We start from the raw sequence: 18,444 nt of genomic DNA, 5'->3' as shown, positions 1-18,444 counted from the left end.
CGTATCAGCAGCTCCAACGATGGCTGATACCGCCGCTGTACAAACGCCTTGTGACGATCGTTGAGAGGGATCGACGCGCTTTTCGACGCGAAGCATGCCATCCCGTGCAGTGGCATATCAGCCAGACCTCGCAAACAGTTGTCGAATCTTGTGTGATCGTTGCGCAAGGAGAAGGGCGCCACGTTGTGTCCATGCGACTCCAGACTTTCAAGAATCGCTGGATCGTCACCGCCTTGGATGTTCTCTAGAAAAACTGCCGATTAAACAGTGGCGGCGTGCACCACATGGTGCACGCCGCCACCAAAAGGCCGGTCACAGCGGTCAGATCAGCGCTTCTTGCGCTTCTTCGCTGCGCGACGCTGAGCGCGATTAGCTCCCGCAGAGGAAGTTGTTCCTTCCTCTTCTTCAGCCGAAGAGTAGCTCAGGCGAGTCGAGTTCTTTTCTTGGCCGACGTCTCCCATAACAGAAGCGGAACGTTCAATAGCACGCTCTTCAGTTTCGGCAGCCTTACGACGGGCTTCTTCACTGAGCTCAGCTTCAGCATTGTTGTCTTCCTGAACGCCTTCCTCTGTGGCAGCACGCTCACGAGCCTGTTCATAGGCAAGCTGGAACTGATGCGCATAGGAGAAGACCTGCTGGACGGACTCTTCACGAATGTGGTCCATCATCGCATTGAACATCTGCGCGCCCTCGTCCTTGTATTCAACAAGAGGATCACGCTGACCCATTGCACGAAGACCGATACCTTCCTTGAGGTAATCCATCTCGTAGAGGTGCTCGCGCCACAAACGATCAACCGTTGCGATCACCACGCGACGCTCAAGCGTACGCATGGGTTCATCGCCCAATTGTTGAATCGCCAGCGGATTCTGATTGAGCTGATCTTCGGCTTCTTCGTACTGCGTGTGAATATCGCCCAGAACCTCGCGCATAAGGTCCTCGCGCGTCAGCGAGCCAACGCCGCCGTATTGCTCTGCAACCTCTTCGGCGGTGACCGACGGCGGGTAGTATCCGCGCAGGGTATCCCACACTTCCTTCAGGTTCCATTCACGAGGCGATAGACCGTTGGTCTTCTCCGCAATGATTCCGGAAACCAAAGACTCCATGAAGCCCTTCATCTGGGGCTTCAAGTCTTCGCCTTCCAGAACGCGGCGACGTTCAGCGTAGATGAGTTCACGCTGATCAGTCATCACATCGTCGTACTTCAAGACGTTCTTACGAATTTCGTAGTTTCGTGCCTCAACTTGGTGTTGAGCGGAGGCGATTGAACGCGTCACCACGCGGTTTTCCAGCGGCATGTCGTCGGGGTAAGCGCCCGAGGCCATGATGCGCTGTGCCAAACCTGAGGAGAAGAGACGCATGAGGTCGTCTTGCATCGACAGGTAGAAGCGCGACTCACCGGGATCGCCCTGACGACCACTACGACCTCGCAGCTGGTTATCGATACGACGGGACTCGTGGCGCTCGGAACCCAGGACGTACAAGCCACCGAGCTCGCGAACTTCTTCGCGTTCAGCCTCAACTGCGGCCTCGGCCTCGGCAAGCGCTTCCGGCCACGCGCGGCGGTATTCTTCTGCGTCCGTCTTCGGGTCAAGACCTTGAGCTGCCAAGTTAGCCTGGGCGAGGAACTCAGAGTTGCCACCCAGCATGATGTCGGTACCACGACCAGCCATATTCGTCGCAACGGTCACAGCACCCTTTCGGCCTGCCATTGCAACGATCTGAGCTTCGCGAGCGTGCTGCTTCGCATTCAAGACCTGGTGAGGAATCTTGCGTTCCTTGAGCATCTTCGACAAGAGTTCGGACTTTTGAACCGATGCGGTACCAACCAAGACAGGCTGGCCAGCCGCGTGCCGTTCTTCAATGTCATCGATGATTGCACGGAACTTACCGGCCTCGCTCGGGTAGACCAAGTCAGGCTGGTCCTTTCGAATCATCGGACGGTTCGTCGGAATGGGGATGACACCGATCTTGTAGGTCGATGCGAATTCCGCAGCCTCGGTTTCGGCGGTACCGGTCATGCCCGAACGCGAGCCTTCGGGGTAGAGGCGGAAGTAGTTCTGAAGGGTAATGGTCGCAAGGGTCTGATTTTCAGCCTGGATCTGCACCCCTTCCTTTGCCTCGATGGCCTGGTGCATTCCGTCGTTGTAGCGACGACCTGGAAGAACGCGCCCAGTGTGCTCGTCAACAATCAGGACCTCTCCCCCGTCGACGATGTAATCGCGATCGCGGTGGAAGAGCTCCTTTGCGCGGATTGCATTGTTCAAGAAACCAATAAGCGGGGTGTTTGCAGCCTCGTAGAGGTTGTCGACCCCAAGTTGATCTTCAACCTTATCGATGCCGGATTCCAAGACACCGATAGTCTTCTTCTTTTCGTCGACTTCATAGTCCTCGTCGCGCACCAAGATATTGGCGATGCGCGCGAACTCGGTGTACCAGCGGTTCACATCGCCCGAGGCCGGACCGGAAATGATCAGGGGGGTACGCGCCTCGTCGATCAAAATCGAGTCGACCTCATCGACGATCACGAAGTTGTGTCCACGCTGAACCATGTCTTCGGGGCGCTGCGCCATGTTGTCACGCAGGTAGTCGAAACCGAATTCATTATTCGTTCCGTAGGTGATGTCTGCGTTGTACTGCTCACGACGTTCGGCGGGCTCCTGCCCAACCAACACACAGCCCACGGTCATTCCCAGGAAGTTGTAGACGCGCGCCATGAGATCCGATTGGTACTTAGCCAAGTAATCATTCACGGTCACCACGTGAACACCCTTGCCTGTAAGTGCACGCAAATACGAGGGCATGGTGGCGACCAGAGTCTTACCTTCACCGGTCTTCATCTCGGCGATGTTGCCGCGGTGCAGGGCAATGCCTCCCATGACCTGAACGTGGAAGGGGCGCTGGCGCAGTGTTCGCCACGCGGCTTCACGCACGGTTGCGAAGGCCTCGACGAGGATGTCGTCCAGAGTTTCGCCTTCTTCGAGGCGCTCCTTGAATTCGTCCGTTTTACCGCGCAGTTCCTCATCGCTCAGGGCTTCAAAGTCTTCTTGAAGAGCGTCAACTTGGGAAGCAAGCCGGTCGAGCTGACGCAGGGTACGTCCTTCTCCAGCTCGAAGGATTTTGTCAATAATGGACACGAGGGCTCCTGGGATTGTGACCGGATGATCCGGGCGTGCGTCGCGCACACTGTTTCTAGTCTACGAATTTCCGACTCTGCTTTCGACTTCTTTGGCTCCGCCGTGTCTTTTTTCTCTGTCAGCCGATCTTTCCTCTTCAGCGCGATGAAAAGGTATGCTCCCGTCTCATTAACAGATATCCGACAAATTTGTGTGCAAAAAATGCTACTCTGTACACCGTCAGGACACAGCGATTCATAGAAGAACTTCTGTGTAGCGCTTTCTCCCCGATCTTTTTGATCTGCTGAAAAGTCATGGTCTCAAGGAGTCAGAGAGCTCGGTTATTATGCCCGAATTTGAATCACTTTCCCCGGACGCCGGGGTATTTGCGCAAAAAAGCGCATTGCAGCCGACAGCGCCTACGCTACCTTCTCGCACCGAGACCACGATGGACGCGATCGAGCAGTACATCCTGAAGAATCATCTTCAGCCAGGCGATCCTCTCCCTACAGAATCAGCGCTATGCGAGTCCCTTGGAGTTTCTCGATCCTCGGTGAGGGAAGCACTTCGTCAACTCAAGGCCCTCGAGATCGTCACTGTGCAGCAAGGACGCGGCGCATTCGTGGGAGACATGACGCTCCGTCCTTTGATCAAGACAGTTTTCCTGCGCTCATCCACTGCCCCTGATTCTGCCGAGGCGCTTTCCCAGGTTTTGCGGGTTCGCCAGGTTCTCGATCTTGGCTTGGCATACGAGGCGATCGAATCATTGAAGGGAACTCACGACGAGCACCTTCATGAGCTTGTTGACACGATGATTGCTAAGGCACAGAAGTGCGAGTTCTTCATGGATGAAGACATCGAATTCCACACGACACTTCTGAAGAGGATCAATAACCCTCTAGCAGAGCAGTTGGTCAACGCAATGTGGATGATCCATATGATGGCTCTTCCCTCGGTCCACAATGGTTTCGAAGGTTTGTTGGAAACTGCTCGCGCACACGAGGCCATCTTGGTGAGCGCAGAAAATGGTGACCTTGAGGGCTACCGCCGCGCCGTCTTCGCTCACTACCACCCACTCAGCGACGCGTTGAGCGCGAATCGCGGCGAAAACGATCAAGCGTAAATAGACAAAGTTTGGGGGCGGAACTGAGAAGTTCCGCCCCCAAACTTCACCGTAGGCGAGTGTTCTATTCGCCGGTTTGAATGACTGTTGCATTCAAACGAAGTACGCCATAGGTCCATCCATGACGGTGGTAAACCACGCAGGGCTGCATCGTTTCTTCGTCAACGAAAAGGAAGAAGGGGTGTCCGACCAGTTCCATCTGGTTGAGCGCTTCATCAACGCTCATCGGGACAGTCTCATGAACCTTCTGCCGCACGATGATCGGGGTGTCTCCCAGCTGCTCCTCACGAGCTTCACCAACCTTGAGGTCTCCAGCGCTCTTGAGAGATGCCGGGGTAACCTCTTCCACTTCCTCGACTGAGGTAACCGTTGCGGGAAGTACATCCAAATCGGGGGGAAGAATCTCTTCACTACGGTGGTGGTCCTTCGCACGATCGCGCATACGACGCAAACGTTCAAAAAGCTTTCCTGCCGCGATATCGACTGCGGCATAACGGTCTGCAGACTCTGCTTCGGCGCGAATGATCGGCCCCTTACCAAAGACGGTGAGCTCGATTCTCTCGGCAGTATCTGCCTGTCGTGGGTTCCTCTGGTGAGTCAGTTCAACGTCAACCCGCTGCGCGCGAGGATAAAACTGCGTCACCTTTGCCAGTTTCTCCTCGATGTATTCGCGAAAGTTGGGGTGAATCTCTGCATTACGTGCAGCAACTGTGATGTCCATGGTTTCTCTCCACATCATGAATGCGGACTGGGCCGCGATTGAAAACCCGGCGACGTCATTGCCCCGGAGTGTCTTTAACTACCACCCCCTATCAGCAACCGATGGCGAGCCATCATTGGAAGAGATGCATCGAGTATAGCAGAAAACGGTGATCTGCATCATAAGATTGATGCTCATTGTCGCGATCGTGCAATGCAGGCTCCCGCAACCCACGAGCGTTCAAACACACGAAACATCTCATTCATTGTTCCACCACTTGCCACGACATCATCGATGCCAATAACACCCACTCCCTGAGGAACTCTTTGCGTCGCATGCATGTGACCGTGACGGGATTGCCGCCTTTGTTCGGAGGATTTCCCCGCCTGCGACGACACCCACGGATCAAGTCGACAGACATCACGCACACAGCACGTCACTTCACTGTGTCCTCCCACAGCTGCTGCTAGTCCGCGGGCAACATGGATCGTGATTCCTTGCCCAAAAAGTCGTCTCTTCCAGCTCGCTGGAGCAGGAACTACCCAAAGCGATGTCGCATCTGTCCCCACGCTCAGCATCCCGCTTTGCGCAATCGATAGTCCGATATTGACTCCGCATTCGAAGAGAAACCCCGACAGATCAAGCCGAGACGAATGCTTTGCTGCCACAATGATCGAGCGCATCGGGTCCGAATAATCGCTCAGTTCCCACAGTGGATATTCCGCATTTCCCGCGTCTTGCAATTCCCATTGTGGGAGCAACACCGAAGATAATGCTGCGCATTGCGGACACACAGAGTGGTCCCATCTCCCACACCCCACACAGACACTGGGAATGCAGACGCCCACAAGCTCATGCGCGGCCTCGTGAAGAAAACCCATAGGGGAAGCACAGCACACAAGCCGAGGCGCAGCCTCAGGAGCGCAGAATCTGTGGAAAAAACGATTCAGCCAGGATAAGAAATATCGCGCAGCTGCCCCTCGAGCGACTGCCATAGCGCACCCGAACGCACCTGATAATTTCCATCCTTACCGCGAATGACCATCGTCGTTGAGGAAGACCCCGCACTCAGGCGTTCGGTTCCGGTAGGAAGAGCCAAAACAGAGGGAAAACCACCCACAGGAAGAGTCACTAAGGACACCTCGTCTGCTTGGTCACCACTGCCCCGTACACCACCTTGACGCACAGCAACCAAAGTCGAGCGCCCAGCCCACGAAATATCGTCAACCCCCGCAGATAAACCAGTGAGGGGTTCAAGATCCGTAAAGCCGGTCGGCTCACCATTGCCTCGGCGCACAATTCCAACAATCCACGCGCTCGAAGTGCCACCCGATGACCGCAGAAGCACCGCACGCGCGCCGTCGGGAGACACACGAATCTCAGCAACGTCATTGAGGGACTGATTGGGAGGCACAACTGCAAGGCTTTGCCCCTCAATTCGAGACGCACGCACTCCCCTACTCTGGGAGACATCCCACACCCAACCGAAGCGATCAACAGAAGGTGAATAGTTCCCCACCGATCCATCAACCGCGCGCACTGAAGAAAGAGCAGAATCAACAATCATCATGCGGTCATCTTCTCGCCACGCAACAAGAGAGGAAGAGACCGGCGAAACCGCAGGGAGAGAAGCAGAAGACGAAGGAGCAATCGGCAGGGAACGCGAGGACGTCGTTCGTCCGTCAAGGCGAACAAGCCCTTCGGAACTAAAAGCAACCGCAGTGTCGAGATCATAGGAAGGCTGCGTGGGAAGATCGTTCGTCTCCAGCGTTTCACCTCCCATCGCAATTTCTACCGAATTCACGCGTCCCGAGCGCTGCAGCGTCTGAGAAATCTCCCATGTAAGAAGGCGCTTCGCGCGCTCATCTACGGGAAGCGACCCGTTCAAGGAAACCTTCGCAACATGGTCCGAAAGCTCAATACCCCCACTTGAAATAGACGTGCCCGATGGAATCGCATTGACCAAGGCCTCCCCCAAATGCGACTGAGGCCCAGCGATCAGCCCTTCGACCATGTGTGTTTCGAGGCGACGCGTCGGATACCAACGAGGATCCGCAATCAGGGCATCTCCCGTCGCTGAGGGGAACATCAAGGAAACAAGCTCGTGGGAGGCGGTGAAGGAAGCCTGTGATACCACAACGCCATCGGCTGGCGCGTCAATTCGCCACTGACCGTTTTCGTGGACCAAGTGGAAACGCGCTTCGAGGGATGAGGTTTCGGCGGGAGACAAGACTCCATTTTGATCGACGGAACCAACTCCGACCGCAGTGATCGACGCATTGAGAGTATCGGCCTTCGAGGGATCGAAGGAATATGCAACCTTGGGGGTCGAATCTGTCGAGTAAATCGTCACTAATTTGTGAGGATCCCATGTTTGCGCCGAGGACGACGTTAAGAAGAGACGCGCGGTTGCGTAGTCATCGGAGGCTCCCGCGGCACAGGCAAGCAAAAAACTGTTGAGCAGGGTTTCGGGGTCCGCGTCGGCGATCGGCCCGCCTGCAGACAATTCGATCGGCGAGGCGTTGGGAGCGTCGACATCGAAGGGTTCAGGAGAAGACGAGGTCGGAAGAGACGTACAGGCGCTCGCACAGATCAACGCAGTCATGCAGGCCGCAGCGATTTTGAGACAAGAGAGCGTGTGCGGGGCAAGGATTCTGGACTTCATCGATTCACTCCTGTCCCCATAATTCAAGGGGCTCCGCTTCAATCGCAATTCCCACTTTCCTGGGCAGTGTCATCATGAAGGATGAGCCAGCTCCTAGCTCACCCCATGCGCGCAATGTCCCCCCGTGAAGTGCAACATCCTCCAAAGAAATTGCGAGGCCGAGGCCGGTTCCGCCGGTTGTGCGAGCCCGCGCAGGATCTGCCCGGAAAAACCGATCGAAAACCCGCTCAACAGTTGCCGGAGACATACCGACCCCATGATCGCGCACGCGCACGGCAACTGCGCTGTCATTGGCGGCGAGAGTGACAACAACAGGTTTGGACTCTGCGTGCTCGTAGGCATTCACCAGAAGATTGCGGATCACACGCTCGATACGGCGATCATCGATTTCCGCGGAGCAGCGGTAGTGTGGCGATTCGACGATCACCTCAACCCCAAGCCTTTGTGCCAATTCGCTATTTGCCTGGACAACGCGTGCGACCAAGCTTCGCAGATCAACGCTTTCGGCGACCAGATCGACCGATTGGGCATCGTGCCGAGAGATTTCAAGAAGATCGGCAAGCATGGAATCAAAGCGCTCAACCTGTTCGTGGAGCAATTCAGCGCTCCGATTCGTTACAGGATCGAAACTCTGCCGCTGATCCCAAATCATCTCTTCGGCCATACGGATCGTCGTCAAAGGAGTACGCAGCTCATGAGAAACATCGGAAACGAAACGTTGCTGAAGCCTGGCAAGCTCGTCGTATTCATCGATCTTCTTCTCTAGGGACTGCGCCATGTTGTTGAAGGCACGACCAAGGTTTGCCATTTCATCGGTGCCGCGGGTGTCACTGGCGTCAATGCGCACATCAAGATTTCCGTCAGCAAGTTTTCCAGCCGCAGCTGCAGTTCGTCGGACAGGTCCCAAAATGTGATAGATCAGCATGAAGGTGATCACGGGAATGAGCAGAAGGAAAGGAATTCCTGCAAAGATCAAAATCCCCATGACAGTGTTGATGCGCTCTTGATCGCCTTGGAGCGAATAAACAATATAGAGCTGGTGGGTTCCTGCTCGAGGAACCTGCACTTTCGTCCCGACAAGAATGGCGGGGACGCGAACGCTGGAGTCTTGCGCGGAAGGGATAGACACCGATTGCCACTGGGGATCCGATGACTCTGCAACAGCTTGTCGCATGTCATTCCCAATCACTCCTTGGACCGAAGGATCAACAATCTCGTTAATCCTCAGTGTTTGACTCTGAGCGGGCGAGCGTAACAGTAAGACAGAAACAGCTCCCGTGCCCGCCGCCGAGACTCTCAAAGAAGTCGCCAATTGACGCGTTGATTCTTGGATTTGGTCTGGTGTCGACGCAGTTGATTGATCGAAAACCGATTGAGCCGAGGAAAAACGTAAGGCAGCATCGGACAAGATTGCGCTTCGACGAGATTCAAAAACGCTGGAGCGCAATTGCCCCGCAACGATTGTCCCCGCGACCAGAATCAAGACCATTGATACAGCAGCAAGATAGGAGGCCGCACGCAAAGAAGCTGAATTACGAATTGCTTGAAGAGCTTCCCACTGAGAAATGCGTTTCCATCCGCTCCATTGCCGCACGGGACGCGTGATGGCGCGCAAAGCCAGAGTAATCCGTTCAAGTAGAGCTAAGCGATGCTCTGGGAGCGGGTGCGGGAGTAGTGGCCCCCCAGCATTGTCGGTCATGACGAAGCGTTACCCGCGCGGTAGCCGACACCGCGGACAGTCACGACAACCTCTGGATTATCTGGATCACGTTCAACTTTGGAGCGCAGTCGCTGCACATGGACATTCACCAGACGAGTATCCGCGGCGTGACGGTACCCCCACACGGATTCAAGAAGTTCTTCGCGAGTGAAGACCTTCCACGGTGAGCGGGCAAGCGTCACAAGCAGATCAAATTCCAAAGGAGTCAGGGGAAGTTCTTGTCCAGAGCGGTGAACGCTGTGGCCTTGGACGTCAATCGTGAGGTCCCCGAGGCGCACCAGTTCTTCCCCGCTATCGTCGCGCCCGCGCAGTCGTGCGCGAACTCGCGCGACAAGTTCCTTGGGTTTAAAAGGCTTTGGGACATAGTCATCGGCACCGGCTTCGAGGCCGGAAACAACATCCGTCGTATCGGAGCGGGCGGTGAGCATGACGATCGGGACATCCGACTCACGGCGTATTTGACGACAAATTTCAATTCCGTCGACATTGGGCAGCATCAGATCGAGAAGCACCAAGTCTGGTGCGCTTGCGTGAAATACGTCTAGTGCCTGAGCACCGTCGGCACAATCAGCAACTTCGAAGCCTTCCGCGTGCAACATAATTCCGATCATTTCGGACAGCGCGACATCATCGTCGACAACCAAGATCCGTGAGCTCATATAACGATTGTGTCACGAATCCAGTTGATATGTCGAAAGACGCGGCCTCTTCTATATTTAGGGCTTCAAAAGACTGAAAATCACCTGACACGACTCTGGATTGTTTCTGATTACTTGAATACGTGGCACAATGGCACAGTAAAGGTAGACACATAACCCATATAGGAGTAAGAATGTCTGACCCTCAGGGCACGCCCGCAAACGATCCGTGGGCACCCCAGTCCCCTTCTCAGCAGAACCCTGCACAGGGTTCGGTCCCCTCAACACCGCAGGTTCCTCAAGCCGCTGAAGCAGCTCAGCCCGCACAGCAGCCGTGGGGAGCACCCCAGGCCCCGGCTCAACCCGAGCAGGCACAGCCGCAGCAGCCGTGGGACGCACCCCAGGCTCAGCCCGCACAGCCCCAGCAGCCCTGGGGAGCACCCCAGCCCCAGCCCGCACAGCCCCAGCAGCAGTGGGGCGCAGCTCCTCAGCCTGCAGCAGCATGGCAGGGAGCCCAAGGACAGGGCGGAACCGCGTGGACCGTTGCCCAGCCCGGTATTATTCCCCTGCGTCCTCTCACCGTTGGCGAGATCCTGACCGGCGCTTTCCAGGCGGTTCGCGTCAATCCGCAGACCATGTTCGGTTTTGCCTTCGCGGTTATGGCAGTCGTCGCCCTTGTTGAGACGATCTTCACCGCAATCAGCATTCAGGCTCTGACGAACTCGATCATGTCGGGTAGTTTCTCTGTGTACTCGATGATTTCGAGCTTCAGCGGCACCCTTGTCTCATCGCTCTTCAGCTTCGTCGGCACGACCTTCTTGGCTGGCATGCTGGCCCTGACCGTGTGGGATGCAGTTCTTGGCCGTAAGTCGACGCCGGCTGATGCGTGGAACCGTTTCTCACCTCGTATCGTTCCGGTGCTGCTCGCAACTCTGCTCTTGGCCGCCATTCAATTCGGTGTCACTCTGGTCATCATCATCGTGTTCTTCCTTCTGATCGGTTTGGTCGGCGCGGGAACAGCCGGATACGCCTACGGCGGAGATTACGGTTCGGCAATGGCAAGCGCAGGCTCGATCGGCCTGTTGATTTTCCTCATGTTCATCACCTTGCTCTGCGTCGTGGGCTTCCTCTCGGTGAAGTTCGCCTTCATTTCGCTCGCAGTGATCCTTGAAGGCTTGGGGCCGGTTGATGCACTCAAGCGTTCGTGGAACCTGTCCAAGGGCTCCTTCTGGCGAGTCCTTGGCCGATTGATCATCATCGGCCTTGTCGTTGGTGTGATTGGCATGGTCCTCGGCGCAATCATCGGGGCCATTTTGGGAGTTGGCGCTTCGCTATCTACCGCCATGACCACCAGCTTGATCTCGTCCTTCCTGACCACGCTGGTCTCCGCGGTCATCATCCCGGTTCAGTCCTCGTACCAGACGCTGATGTACCTCGATGAGCGTATGCGCAAGGAAAACCTTGCCCCCATGATCGCTGAAGAGGCTGCACGCATCTGATGTTCGTTTGTGAAGCTCCGCTGACACCCGACGACCAGGAAGCTCGGTCGTGGGTGTCAGCGGAGCTTTCGCGTCCGGACTATCAACCCACTCAGCCCTCTCCCCTCTCCCGCTTCTTCTCATGGCTTGTTGATCGCCTTTTTCAAGGCGCAGCACACGCTGCACCTGCTTCTTTCCCCATCGCAGGTTTCTTTATCTTTCTTCTATGCGTTGTCCTTGTCGCCTTGATCGTCATTGTCGCAACGCATCCCATCCGCATGCGCCGACGCCTTCGACACGCAGCAGTGTTTGACGCCGATTCTGAGCTGTCACTTGTCGACGTCAAAGAGAAGATCGCCCAAGCACGAGCACAGGGCGATCTCGATGCCGTCCTTATTTGGTCCTACCGACTTTTCGTTCTTCATCTTGCCAGCGGCGGAATCCTTCGCGATACTCCGGGTTTAACTGCCAACGAGGCTGCCCAAGCAGCAATTTCCGCGCTCCCTCAATTTTCCGTAGCCATCAATCAGGCAACTTCCTCTTTCGCAGCAGTGCGCTACGGTGATGCACACGCCAGCACATCAGAGTGTGAACAGATGGATCAACTGATCTCCACCTACACGCCGGCTGCAAAGAAGCGGACCTCGGCATGAAAAGTGCTCAAACTGCCGTCGTCACCCCCACTCTCACTCAGCGGTGGAAAGCTATCCGTCCGCTGGTGATGGTTTTCTTCTTTTCGCTATCAGTCATGATTGCAACCGCCCTCATTCCCCGTAATGAGGCGGATTATTCCTCCCTCTCACCGTCGAATCCAGGTAATTCGGGAAGCCAAGCTCTTGCAGATGCCATGCGTCATCACGGGGTGAAGGTCATTCACATTCACTCGATCCAAGAATTGGTGGCACGCTCAACTCCCGAGACAACCGCGGTCATCACCGATCCCGAGGATTTGACCACGACAACCGCTCAAAAACTTGACGATCAGCTTCAGCGCGCCGTCTATCTTTTGCAGCGTCCAAGCACCGATTTTGAGCCTCTTCACATCACAACGAATTACGAGAAGAAGTCGTACAATCCCGACACGCTCACCGCACAGTGCGAACTAAAATCTGCACGCGCCGCAAAGCAGATCGAGAATCCTAACGGACAGCTCATCAACACGACCGAAAGCGGCTGGACCAAGTGTTTCCCTTCAAACGGCGCCTACGCCTACCTCGAGAAGAGCGAAGGCAACTACTTCCGTGCTGTTTTTGCCGATTCTGAAATTGCAACGAATGGGAATATCGACCAAGAAGGCAACGCCTCGATGCTCATCAATGCAATGGCTCAAAAGCCCGTGATCTTGTGGTACAACGCCAATTACTCGGACAGTCTTGACGAACCAGATACCGCGTCCCTCACTCCCTCCTGGTTCCTCCCCATGGTCATGATGCTGGGGGCTGGGATCACGGTAATTGGTATTTCCCGAGGCCAACGGATGGGTCGCCTCGTGCCCGAAGATCTTCCCTCTTACGTTCCTTCCTCGGAGACGACGCGTGGACGCGGGCGCCTCATGGCCACCCAAAACGAGCACGGCCACGCGGCACGCCTTTTGCGGATCGAAGCTGCAACAAACATTGCGCGCCACCTCGGACTCGATCCGCAGGCACCACGGGAAACCCTCGAGCGCGCACTCGAAGCTCGAGGCCTGCTCAATTCCCACGTCACCGCACTACTGTGGGGGCCTCCTCCCACATCCAACGCTGAATTGGTCACTTTGGCCGAACAACTGACCGCGCTCACACAGGAGATTGATTACCGATGACTCAACCTGCAACCCCGCCCCAAGGTCACGATGTTCGTGACGCTTTGGTGTCCTTGCACTCAGAAATCGCCAAGGCCGTTGTCGGTCAAGAAGGCGCACTTACCGGCCTGATCATTGCCCTTGTCGCCGATGGACATGTGCTTCTTGAAGGTGTCCCCGGCGTTGCCAAGACACTCTTGGTTCGCACCTTAGCGCGATGTGTGGACTTGGAAATGACTCGTGTCCAGTTCACTCCAGACCTCATGCCCGCCGATATCACGGGTTCACTCGTGTGGGACAACGGCAAGAGCGAATTCGAATTCCGCCCCGGTCCGATCTTCACGAATCTTCTCCTGGCGGACGAAATCAACCGCACGCCTCCCAAGACCCAGTCGGCTCTTCTTGAAGCAATGGAAGAACACCAGGTCAGCGTCGATGGACAGACGCGTCCCCTTGCCTCGCCTTTCATGGTGATCGCGACGCAAAACCCCGTCGAATACGAGGGCACCTATCCCCTCCCCGAGGCCCAGCTGGACCGATTCCTCCTCAAGATCGACCTTGAGCTGCCCTCACGCGATGAAGAGTTCAATATTCTTCTGCGCCACCAAAACGGCTTCAACCCGCGCGACCTGGCCTCCGCCGACCTGCATCCGGTCGCCAACGCCGCTGATATCCTCGCAGCACGCGAGAGCGCCGCCCGCATCGAGGTTTCTCCCGCAGTGCTGACCTACATGGTTGACCTGATCCGAGCCACCCGCACCTCACCCGCGGTGCGGATCGGTGTGTCGCCTCGTGGCGCCACGGCTTTGCTCCGCGTGTGCCGCGTCTGGGCCTTCCTCCAGGGCCGCTCTTTCGTCACTCCCGACGATGTCAAGGCAATGGCCCACTCTGTTCTTACGCACCGCCTCAGCATGAAGGCCGAAGCGGAGCTCGAAGGCCTCAACGCCCACTCTGTCATCTCCTCGATCCTGGAACAGGTCCCGGTACCTCGCTGATGGCTCTGTCATGGCGCGCTAGCATCCCCGTTTTTGTGGGGATCATTCCCCTCTTTTTCTTCCCGACGTCGCTCTTCTTCTTCGGGTGGTTGGTCCTGTGTGCCCTCCTGTGGGCATTTGATGCAACAATGGCGCCTTCGCCGCGACAATTGAGCATCGAGCGTTCGATCGATACTCCAATTCCGGTCGGAAACCCCGCCCACTCGCGTATCGTTCTTCGCGCCCCTGTCCCGATGCGCCTTGACCTCCGTGATGCGTGGCCGCCCTCGACCCACCCCTCTCCCTACTCGCATTCGCTTGTTGCCCAACCGGAGATGGAATCGCGAGTGACAACAACCCTCCACCTTGAACGTCGAGGCAGTATTCGCGCTGACTATGTGACGGTTCGTTCCTGGGGTCCTTTGCGTATGGCCGCGCGCCAAACCTCAATCGTTGCGCCACTCAACCTCAATGTTTTACCGCCCTTCCGCGCGAAGAGGCTCTTGCCTTCGCGTCTTGCACGCTTGCATGAACTTGAGGGAACGACCGCAACGGTTTTGCGCGGTCCCGGTACCGAGTTTGATTCGCTTCGCGAGTATGTCCGCGGTGATGACCCACGCGATATTGACTGGCGAGCCTCGGCCCGCTCATCTGACTTAGTGGTGCGTACGTGGCGTCCTGAGCGCGATCGTCACGTCATGATTGTCGTCGATGCCGGACGTTCGGGTGCAATGCTCTTGGGTGAGCCTCAAGAAGCAGATTTGGGCGATAAGGACCTCGTTGAGCTGGGAGTTGCCCCTCGTTTAGACGCTCAGATCGAAGCTGCCCTCCTTTTGGGGGTTCTTGCCGATCGCGCGGGCGATCAGGTGCACATGCTTGTTGTCGACCGTGAGATTCACGAAGATCTTGCGCAGCAGCGTGCGGGTGCTTTGATTCGCGAGGCCGCGCAGGCATTTTCGCGCGTCCAGCCTTCCTTGCTTCCCCTCGACTGGCAGTTGGTCATCAACGCGGTCGATAAGCGCCTGCGTCACCCCGGCCTCGTTGTCTTGCTGACCGAGATTCCCCCAGCCGCCACCGATGTTGATTTCTCCGAGGCCATCGCGACCCTCAGCAAGCGCCACCGCGTCATCGTTGCTGGTGCACGCGATCCGGAGCTGGGTCGCATGAGCACAGATTGGACCGATGCACCCTCGACTTTCACGGCTGCAGCAGCAAGCGCCACAAGTCGCGATCTGGACGCAGGGGCACGCGATGCGCGCAGCGTGGGGGCCTATGTGATCGACTGCGATGCCGGTTTCTTACCCGCGCGTCTTGCTGACACCTACATCGCCTTGAAGAAGGCGGGCAAGCTCTAAATCAGATGACGGGGGTCGAGTAACCCGCGTCCTCTTCCAGGTCTCCTGTTGCGCCGGCTCGATATGCCCTGCGCCCAACGACAAAGGTGTAAATCCACACGAGTGCGGTTAAGACAACGCCGCAGGTGATCTTCGCCCAGGTGGGAAGATCAGAGGGGGTCACGAAGCCTTCAATAAGGCCTGAGAAGAAGAGCATGATCACCATGCCCAGAGCAACCGTAATCATCGAACGCCCCGCTTCTGCCAGTGCCTGAGTGCGCGTGCGTTTTCCGGGAACGATCCACGCCCAAAACAGGCGAAGTCCCGCTGCTGTTGAAATCCAGATCGCGGTGAGCTCTGGGATTCCATGGGGAAGAATAAAGCGGAAGAACTGCCCGGGTCCTGCGAAGTGAATGACGATTGCAGCGCTTTGGGCAAGCGCTCCGGCGTTCCCCCACAGTACGAAAGCAGGGAAGAACCCCGTGATTCCACCGGCAACTACTTGAATCGCGATCCACGCGTTATTTGTCCACACGTAGGTCATGAACTGCGCATGAGTATCTTGGCTGTAGTAGCTGACAAAAGACTTATTTGCATAGGTCTTGAGCGCCTCGGGACTGCCCAGAAGAGCCATATTCGCGGGGTCTCGAAGAATCCACCACGTTTGAATCGCCGTCATGACGATGAAAGCAAGCATGACCGCGATCGTCAGATATCGAATGCGGTACAACGCCGCTGGCAAATCGTAGCGGAACCAGCGAGAGATGACCCACAACGATGCCCCTTCAGTTCCGGTCAGTCTTCCTCGTGCCTGAAGAAGCTCCCCTGAAAGATAGGAAATAACATCCGGATCAGGATTTTCAGAACGCACCTTTGCGAGATCACTAGTCACCTGGCGGTATAAGACAGCGAGTTCATCAATTTCCGGGCCGGTAAGTCGACGCGAATGCGCCAATTGATGAAAGCGATCCCAGTGGCGCAAATGTGAAGCTTTTAGTGCGTCGATATCCATACAAGATATAGTGTCATACATGAGCGAGCTTCCTGTAACCGTCCGACGAATCTCTGACGAATCTTTCGTCAGTGGCGAGGGCGTTAAACTCGATCTCAACCCAGCCTCACCTTTCATGAGGACCGGCGCCTTTCTCATGGATCTCACGCTCTATGCGGGAACCTTCCTCATTTTAATGTTCGCCGTCGTCCGTTACGACATCGTCTATGGACTCCCATCGACCCTCAATAGGTCGTTGACCGTCTTCCTGATCTTTTTCTCCTTTGTCCTCCTTCCCTTCCTCATCGAGGCCTTCACGCGCGGTTATTCTTTGGGAAAGTGGGCGTTTAACATCAAGGTTGTTCGTCGTGACGGTGGGATCATCACCGTTCGACATACGCTGGTGCGTTCTTTGACTGCGATTGTCGAGACCTACATTTGTTTGGGTTTCTTCGCTTTCATGTCCACGATGTTCTCCCCTAAAGCCACTCGTTTGGGGGACCTTGCTGCGGGTACGATCGTTGTGAAGGTCCCAGAACCCGTGTTCTATCCTCCGTTGGTCATGCCCCCCGACTGTGCCGAGTGGGCTTCTCAGGCACAAGTGATGCCTATCCCCGATCGTGTCCAGTACGAGTGCATGCAGTTCTTACGGACGAACCGCGAAATTACCGCGCCTCTTCGCATGTCAATTGCGAATGCTCTAGCTGGAAGGCTTGCTGCTTTCGTATCTCCCGCGCCTCCCACGACCGTCAACCCGGAACGTTTCATCGCGGCTGTCCTCGTGGTTTTGCGGGATCGCGAATATGCGAAGGAATTGCGCAGGCAGGATGTTCTTGAGCGTCGTCGCGAACAGATCGAGCGTACGCCCTTCGGAATTTAGTTTTCCGTAGCTGTTCCTTGTTCCATTTGATCATCGGTGATCAGGCGGAATTGCGCGCGTCTACGCGCCCACGGGGAATTTGGATCAAGAGGACTCGAGGGTTCGGTCGCTTCTTCTTTACCGCGCTGCGCAAAAGGACCAAATTCAGCCGGGGACGAGGCCGCGGTCGGGATAGACGGTGAAGCGGGCGTTTGCGCGCTCTGCTGCTCGGCCTCGTGAGATCGATTGCGGGTGTGCGCGGCGGCCGCACGCACGGCATCGACAAGAGCCATGAGGTCATCGCCCGAGGGAGGTGCCGGCTCAAAGTTGGTCTGCAGGCGAACGATCTGCCATCCACGAGGAACCGTCAGGCTATTGGCGTGGTTCTCGCACAGATCGTAGGCGTTAGGATCTGCGGAGGCTGACAGGGACCCGACGACTGCGGTGGAATCCGAGTAGTCGTAGGTCAATGTGGCAACAGCCGGCCGTGAGCAGCCGGGTTTAGAACAGTGTCGAACCGAGATCACCGCTCTACAATACGGCATTTTGACTATCCCTTGGGTCCCCTACTTCGGCAGGTCTTGAGCTGAGCGCGCCTCCACGCGGGTTAGGCTTGTGTTTATGGCTCTCCCATCAGCTTTTCCTCGTTCGCGCGATCGGCACGGTCGTCACCCACGCTACGTGCGCCTTTTTCCTGGGCTCCCCGCGTGGAAAACTCGTCGGGAGATTTTTGATGCCACTGTTGCTGCGGTCATTAATGAGCTCAGCGAGCGTTGGCCCGAAGTTGCCCGCATCGAATTTGCCACGGAGGATGTTCCGCCCTCAGATCCGGCCTCCTGGGAAGAGCACGGCGTTGTTCTTGCACGAGTTTTCCCCGCTGACCGACGCAAGGGATTGGGAGACCGCATTGTTATCTACCGACTCCCGGTGGCTATGCGCGTTCCCGCCCAGGACCTCTACGGGGCACTTCGCACCCTGATCGCTGAAAGAATCTCACACGTTCTCTACATTCCCCCGCAGGACCTAGATTCGCTTTCCTAGGTGCGTGAGAATCTTACGCAAG

Annotated in this window: 16 protein-coding genes; 9 read left to right on the top strand and 7 right to left on the bottom strand. The window is 56.4% G+C overall.

What is annotated here, in order from left to right; translation table 11 throughout:
• On the top strand, positions 1-248 hold a 248-nt coding region (locus BQ8011_RS05285; protein ID WP_234952149.1), incomplete at its 5' end, for an Rv3235 family protein.
• 78 nt (positions 249-326) lie between these two features.
• Here BQ8011_RS05285 and secA read toward each other — a convergent pair.
• Entirely contained in the window at positions 327-3,137 is a 2,811-nt protein-coding gene (gene secA, locus BQ8011_RS05280; RefSeq protein WP_072455447.1) for a preprotein translocase subunit SecA, read from the bottom strand.
• A gap of 325 nt (positions 3,138-3,462) precedes the next feature.
• On the opposite strand from secA, the gene BQ8011_RS05275 reads away from it, so the two are divergent.
• Complete coding sequence (locus tag BQ8011_RS05275; protein ID WP_083429938.1) at positions 3,463-4,239, top strand: FadR/GntR family transcriptional regulator; 777 nt, start codon at positions 3,463-3,465, stop codon at positions 4,237-4,239.
• Positions 4,240-4,303: 64 nt separating this feature from the next.
• Here the strand turns inward: BQ8011_RS05275 and hpf are convergent, their stop codons facing one another.
• From hpf to mtrA, 4 genes are all read right to left on the bottom strand, one after another.
• Positions 4,304-4,960: a ribosome hibernation-promoting factor, HPF/YfiA family gene (hpf, locus tag BQ8011_RS05270; protein ID WP_072455445.1), complete on the bottom strand. Its 657-nt coding sequence runs from the start codon at positions 4,958-4,960 to the stop codon at positions 4,304-4,306.
• A 925-nt stretch (positions 4,961-5,885) separates the two neighbouring features.
• Positions 5,886-7,604, bottom strand: coding sequence for an LpqB family beta-propeller domain-containing protein (locus BQ8011_RS05265; RefSeq protein ID WP_083429937.1), 1,719 nt, complete (start codon positions 7,602-7,604; stop codon positions 5,886-5,888).
• A gap of 4 nt (positions 7,605-7,608) precedes the next feature.
• Complete coding sequence (gene mtrB / locus BQ8011_RS05260; protein WP_231945275.1) at positions 7,609-9,303, bottom strand: MtrAB system histidine kinase MtrB; 1,695 nt, start codon at positions 9,301-9,303, stop codon at positions 7,609-7,611.
• Positions 9,300-9,983 (bottom strand): MtrAB system response regulator MtrA, encoded by a 684-nt coding sequence (gene mtrA / locus BQ8011_RS05255; RefSeq protein ID WP_072455443.1) that lies wholly within the window; start codon positions 9,981-9,983, stop codon positions 9,300-9,302. The genes mtrB and mtrA overlap by 4 nt, the downstream gene beginning before the upstream one ends.
• Before the next feature lie 173 nt (positions 9,984-10,156).
• Here mtrA and BQ8011_RS09240 point away from each other — a divergent pair, with 173 nt between their 5' ends.
• The 5 genes from BQ8011_RS09240 to BQ8011_RS05230 are packed head-to-tail and all read left to right on the top strand — an operon-like array spanning position 10,157 to position 15,552.
• Entirely contained in the window at positions 10,157-11,461 is a 1,305-nt protein-coding gene (locus BQ8011_RS09240; RefSeq protein ID WP_072455441.1) for a DUF7847 domain-containing protein, read from the top strand.
• Positions 11,461-12,093 carry a DUF4129 domain-containing protein gene (locus BQ8011_RS05245; RefSeq protein WP_072455439.1) on the top strand — a complete coding sequence of 211 codons (633 nt, stop codon included), beginning with the start codon at positions 11,461-11,463 and terminating at the stop codon, positions 12,091-12,093. Before BQ8011_RS09240 ends, BQ8011_RS05245 begins: the two co-directional genes overlap by 1 nt.
• Entirely contained in the window at positions 12,090-13,244 is a 1,155-nt protein-coding gene (locus BQ8011_RS05240; protein ID WP_072455437.1) for a DUF4350 domain-containing protein, read from the top strand. Before BQ8011_RS05245 ends, BQ8011_RS05240 begins: the two co-directional genes overlap by 4 nt.
• A complete protein-coding gene (locus BQ8011_RS05235; RefSeq protein ID WP_072455435.1) occupies positions 13,241-14,218 on the top strand; it encodes an AAA family ATPase in 978 nt (325 codons plus the stop codon). Before BQ8011_RS05240 ends, BQ8011_RS05235 begins: the two co-directional genes overlap by 4 nt.
• 35 nt (positions 14,219-14,253) lie before the next feature.
• The gene (locus BQ8011_RS05230; protein ID WP_231945274.1) at positions 14,254-15,552 is read left to right on the top strand and encodes a DUF58 domain-containing protein; all 1,299 of its coding nucleotides are present in this window, start codon (positions 14,254-14,256) and stop codon (positions 15,550-15,552) included.
• Between the two features lies 1 nt (position 15,553).
• On the opposite strand, the gene BQ8011_RS05225 is transcribed toward BQ8011_RS05230, so the two are convergent.
• A complete protein-coding gene (locus BQ8011_RS05225) occupies positions 15,554-16,543 on the bottom strand; it encodes a stage II sporulation protein M (RefSeq protein WP_072455431.1) in 990 nt (329 codons plus the stop codon).
• 19 nt (positions 16,544-16,562) lie between these two features.
• Here BQ8011_RS05225 and BQ8011_RS05220 point away from each other — a divergent pair, with 19 nt between their 5' ends.
• On the top strand, positions 16,563-17,402 hold the full coding sequence (locus BQ8011_RS05220; protein ID WP_072457666.1) for an RDD family protein: 840 nt from the start codon (positions 16,563-16,565) through the stop codon (positions 17,400-17,402).
• On the opposite strand, the gene BQ8011_RS05215 is transcribed toward BQ8011_RS05220, so the two are convergent.
• Positions 17,399-17,908 (bottom strand): DUF3499 domain-containing protein, encoded by a 510-nt coding sequence (locus BQ8011_RS05215; RefSeq protein WP_072455429.1) that lies wholly within the window; start codon positions 17,906-17,908, stop codon positions 17,399-17,401. The two genes, BQ8011_RS05220 and BQ8011_RS05215, sit on opposite strands and share 4 nt — an antisense overlap.
• Before the next feature lie 94 nt (positions 17,909-18,002).
• On the opposite strand from BQ8011_RS05215, the gene BQ8011_RS05210 reads away from it, so the two are divergent.
• On the top strand, positions 18,003-18,422 hold the full coding sequence (locus tag BQ8011_RS05210) for a metallopeptidase family protein (protein ID WP_072455427.1): 420 nt from the start codon (positions 18,003-18,005) through the stop codon (positions 18,420-18,422).
• The last annotated feature ends 22 nt before the right edge of the window (positions 18,423-18,444 follow it).

Origin of the sequence: Actinomyces marseillensis (assembly GCF_900155605.1) — a bacterium.
GTDB lineage: Bacteria > Actinomycetota > Actinomycetes > Actinomycetales > Actinomycetaceae > Pauljensenia > Pauljensenia marseillensis.
Note: the sequence above shows the minus strand (reverse complement) of the source record. Positions and strands in the feature narration are given on the sequence as shown.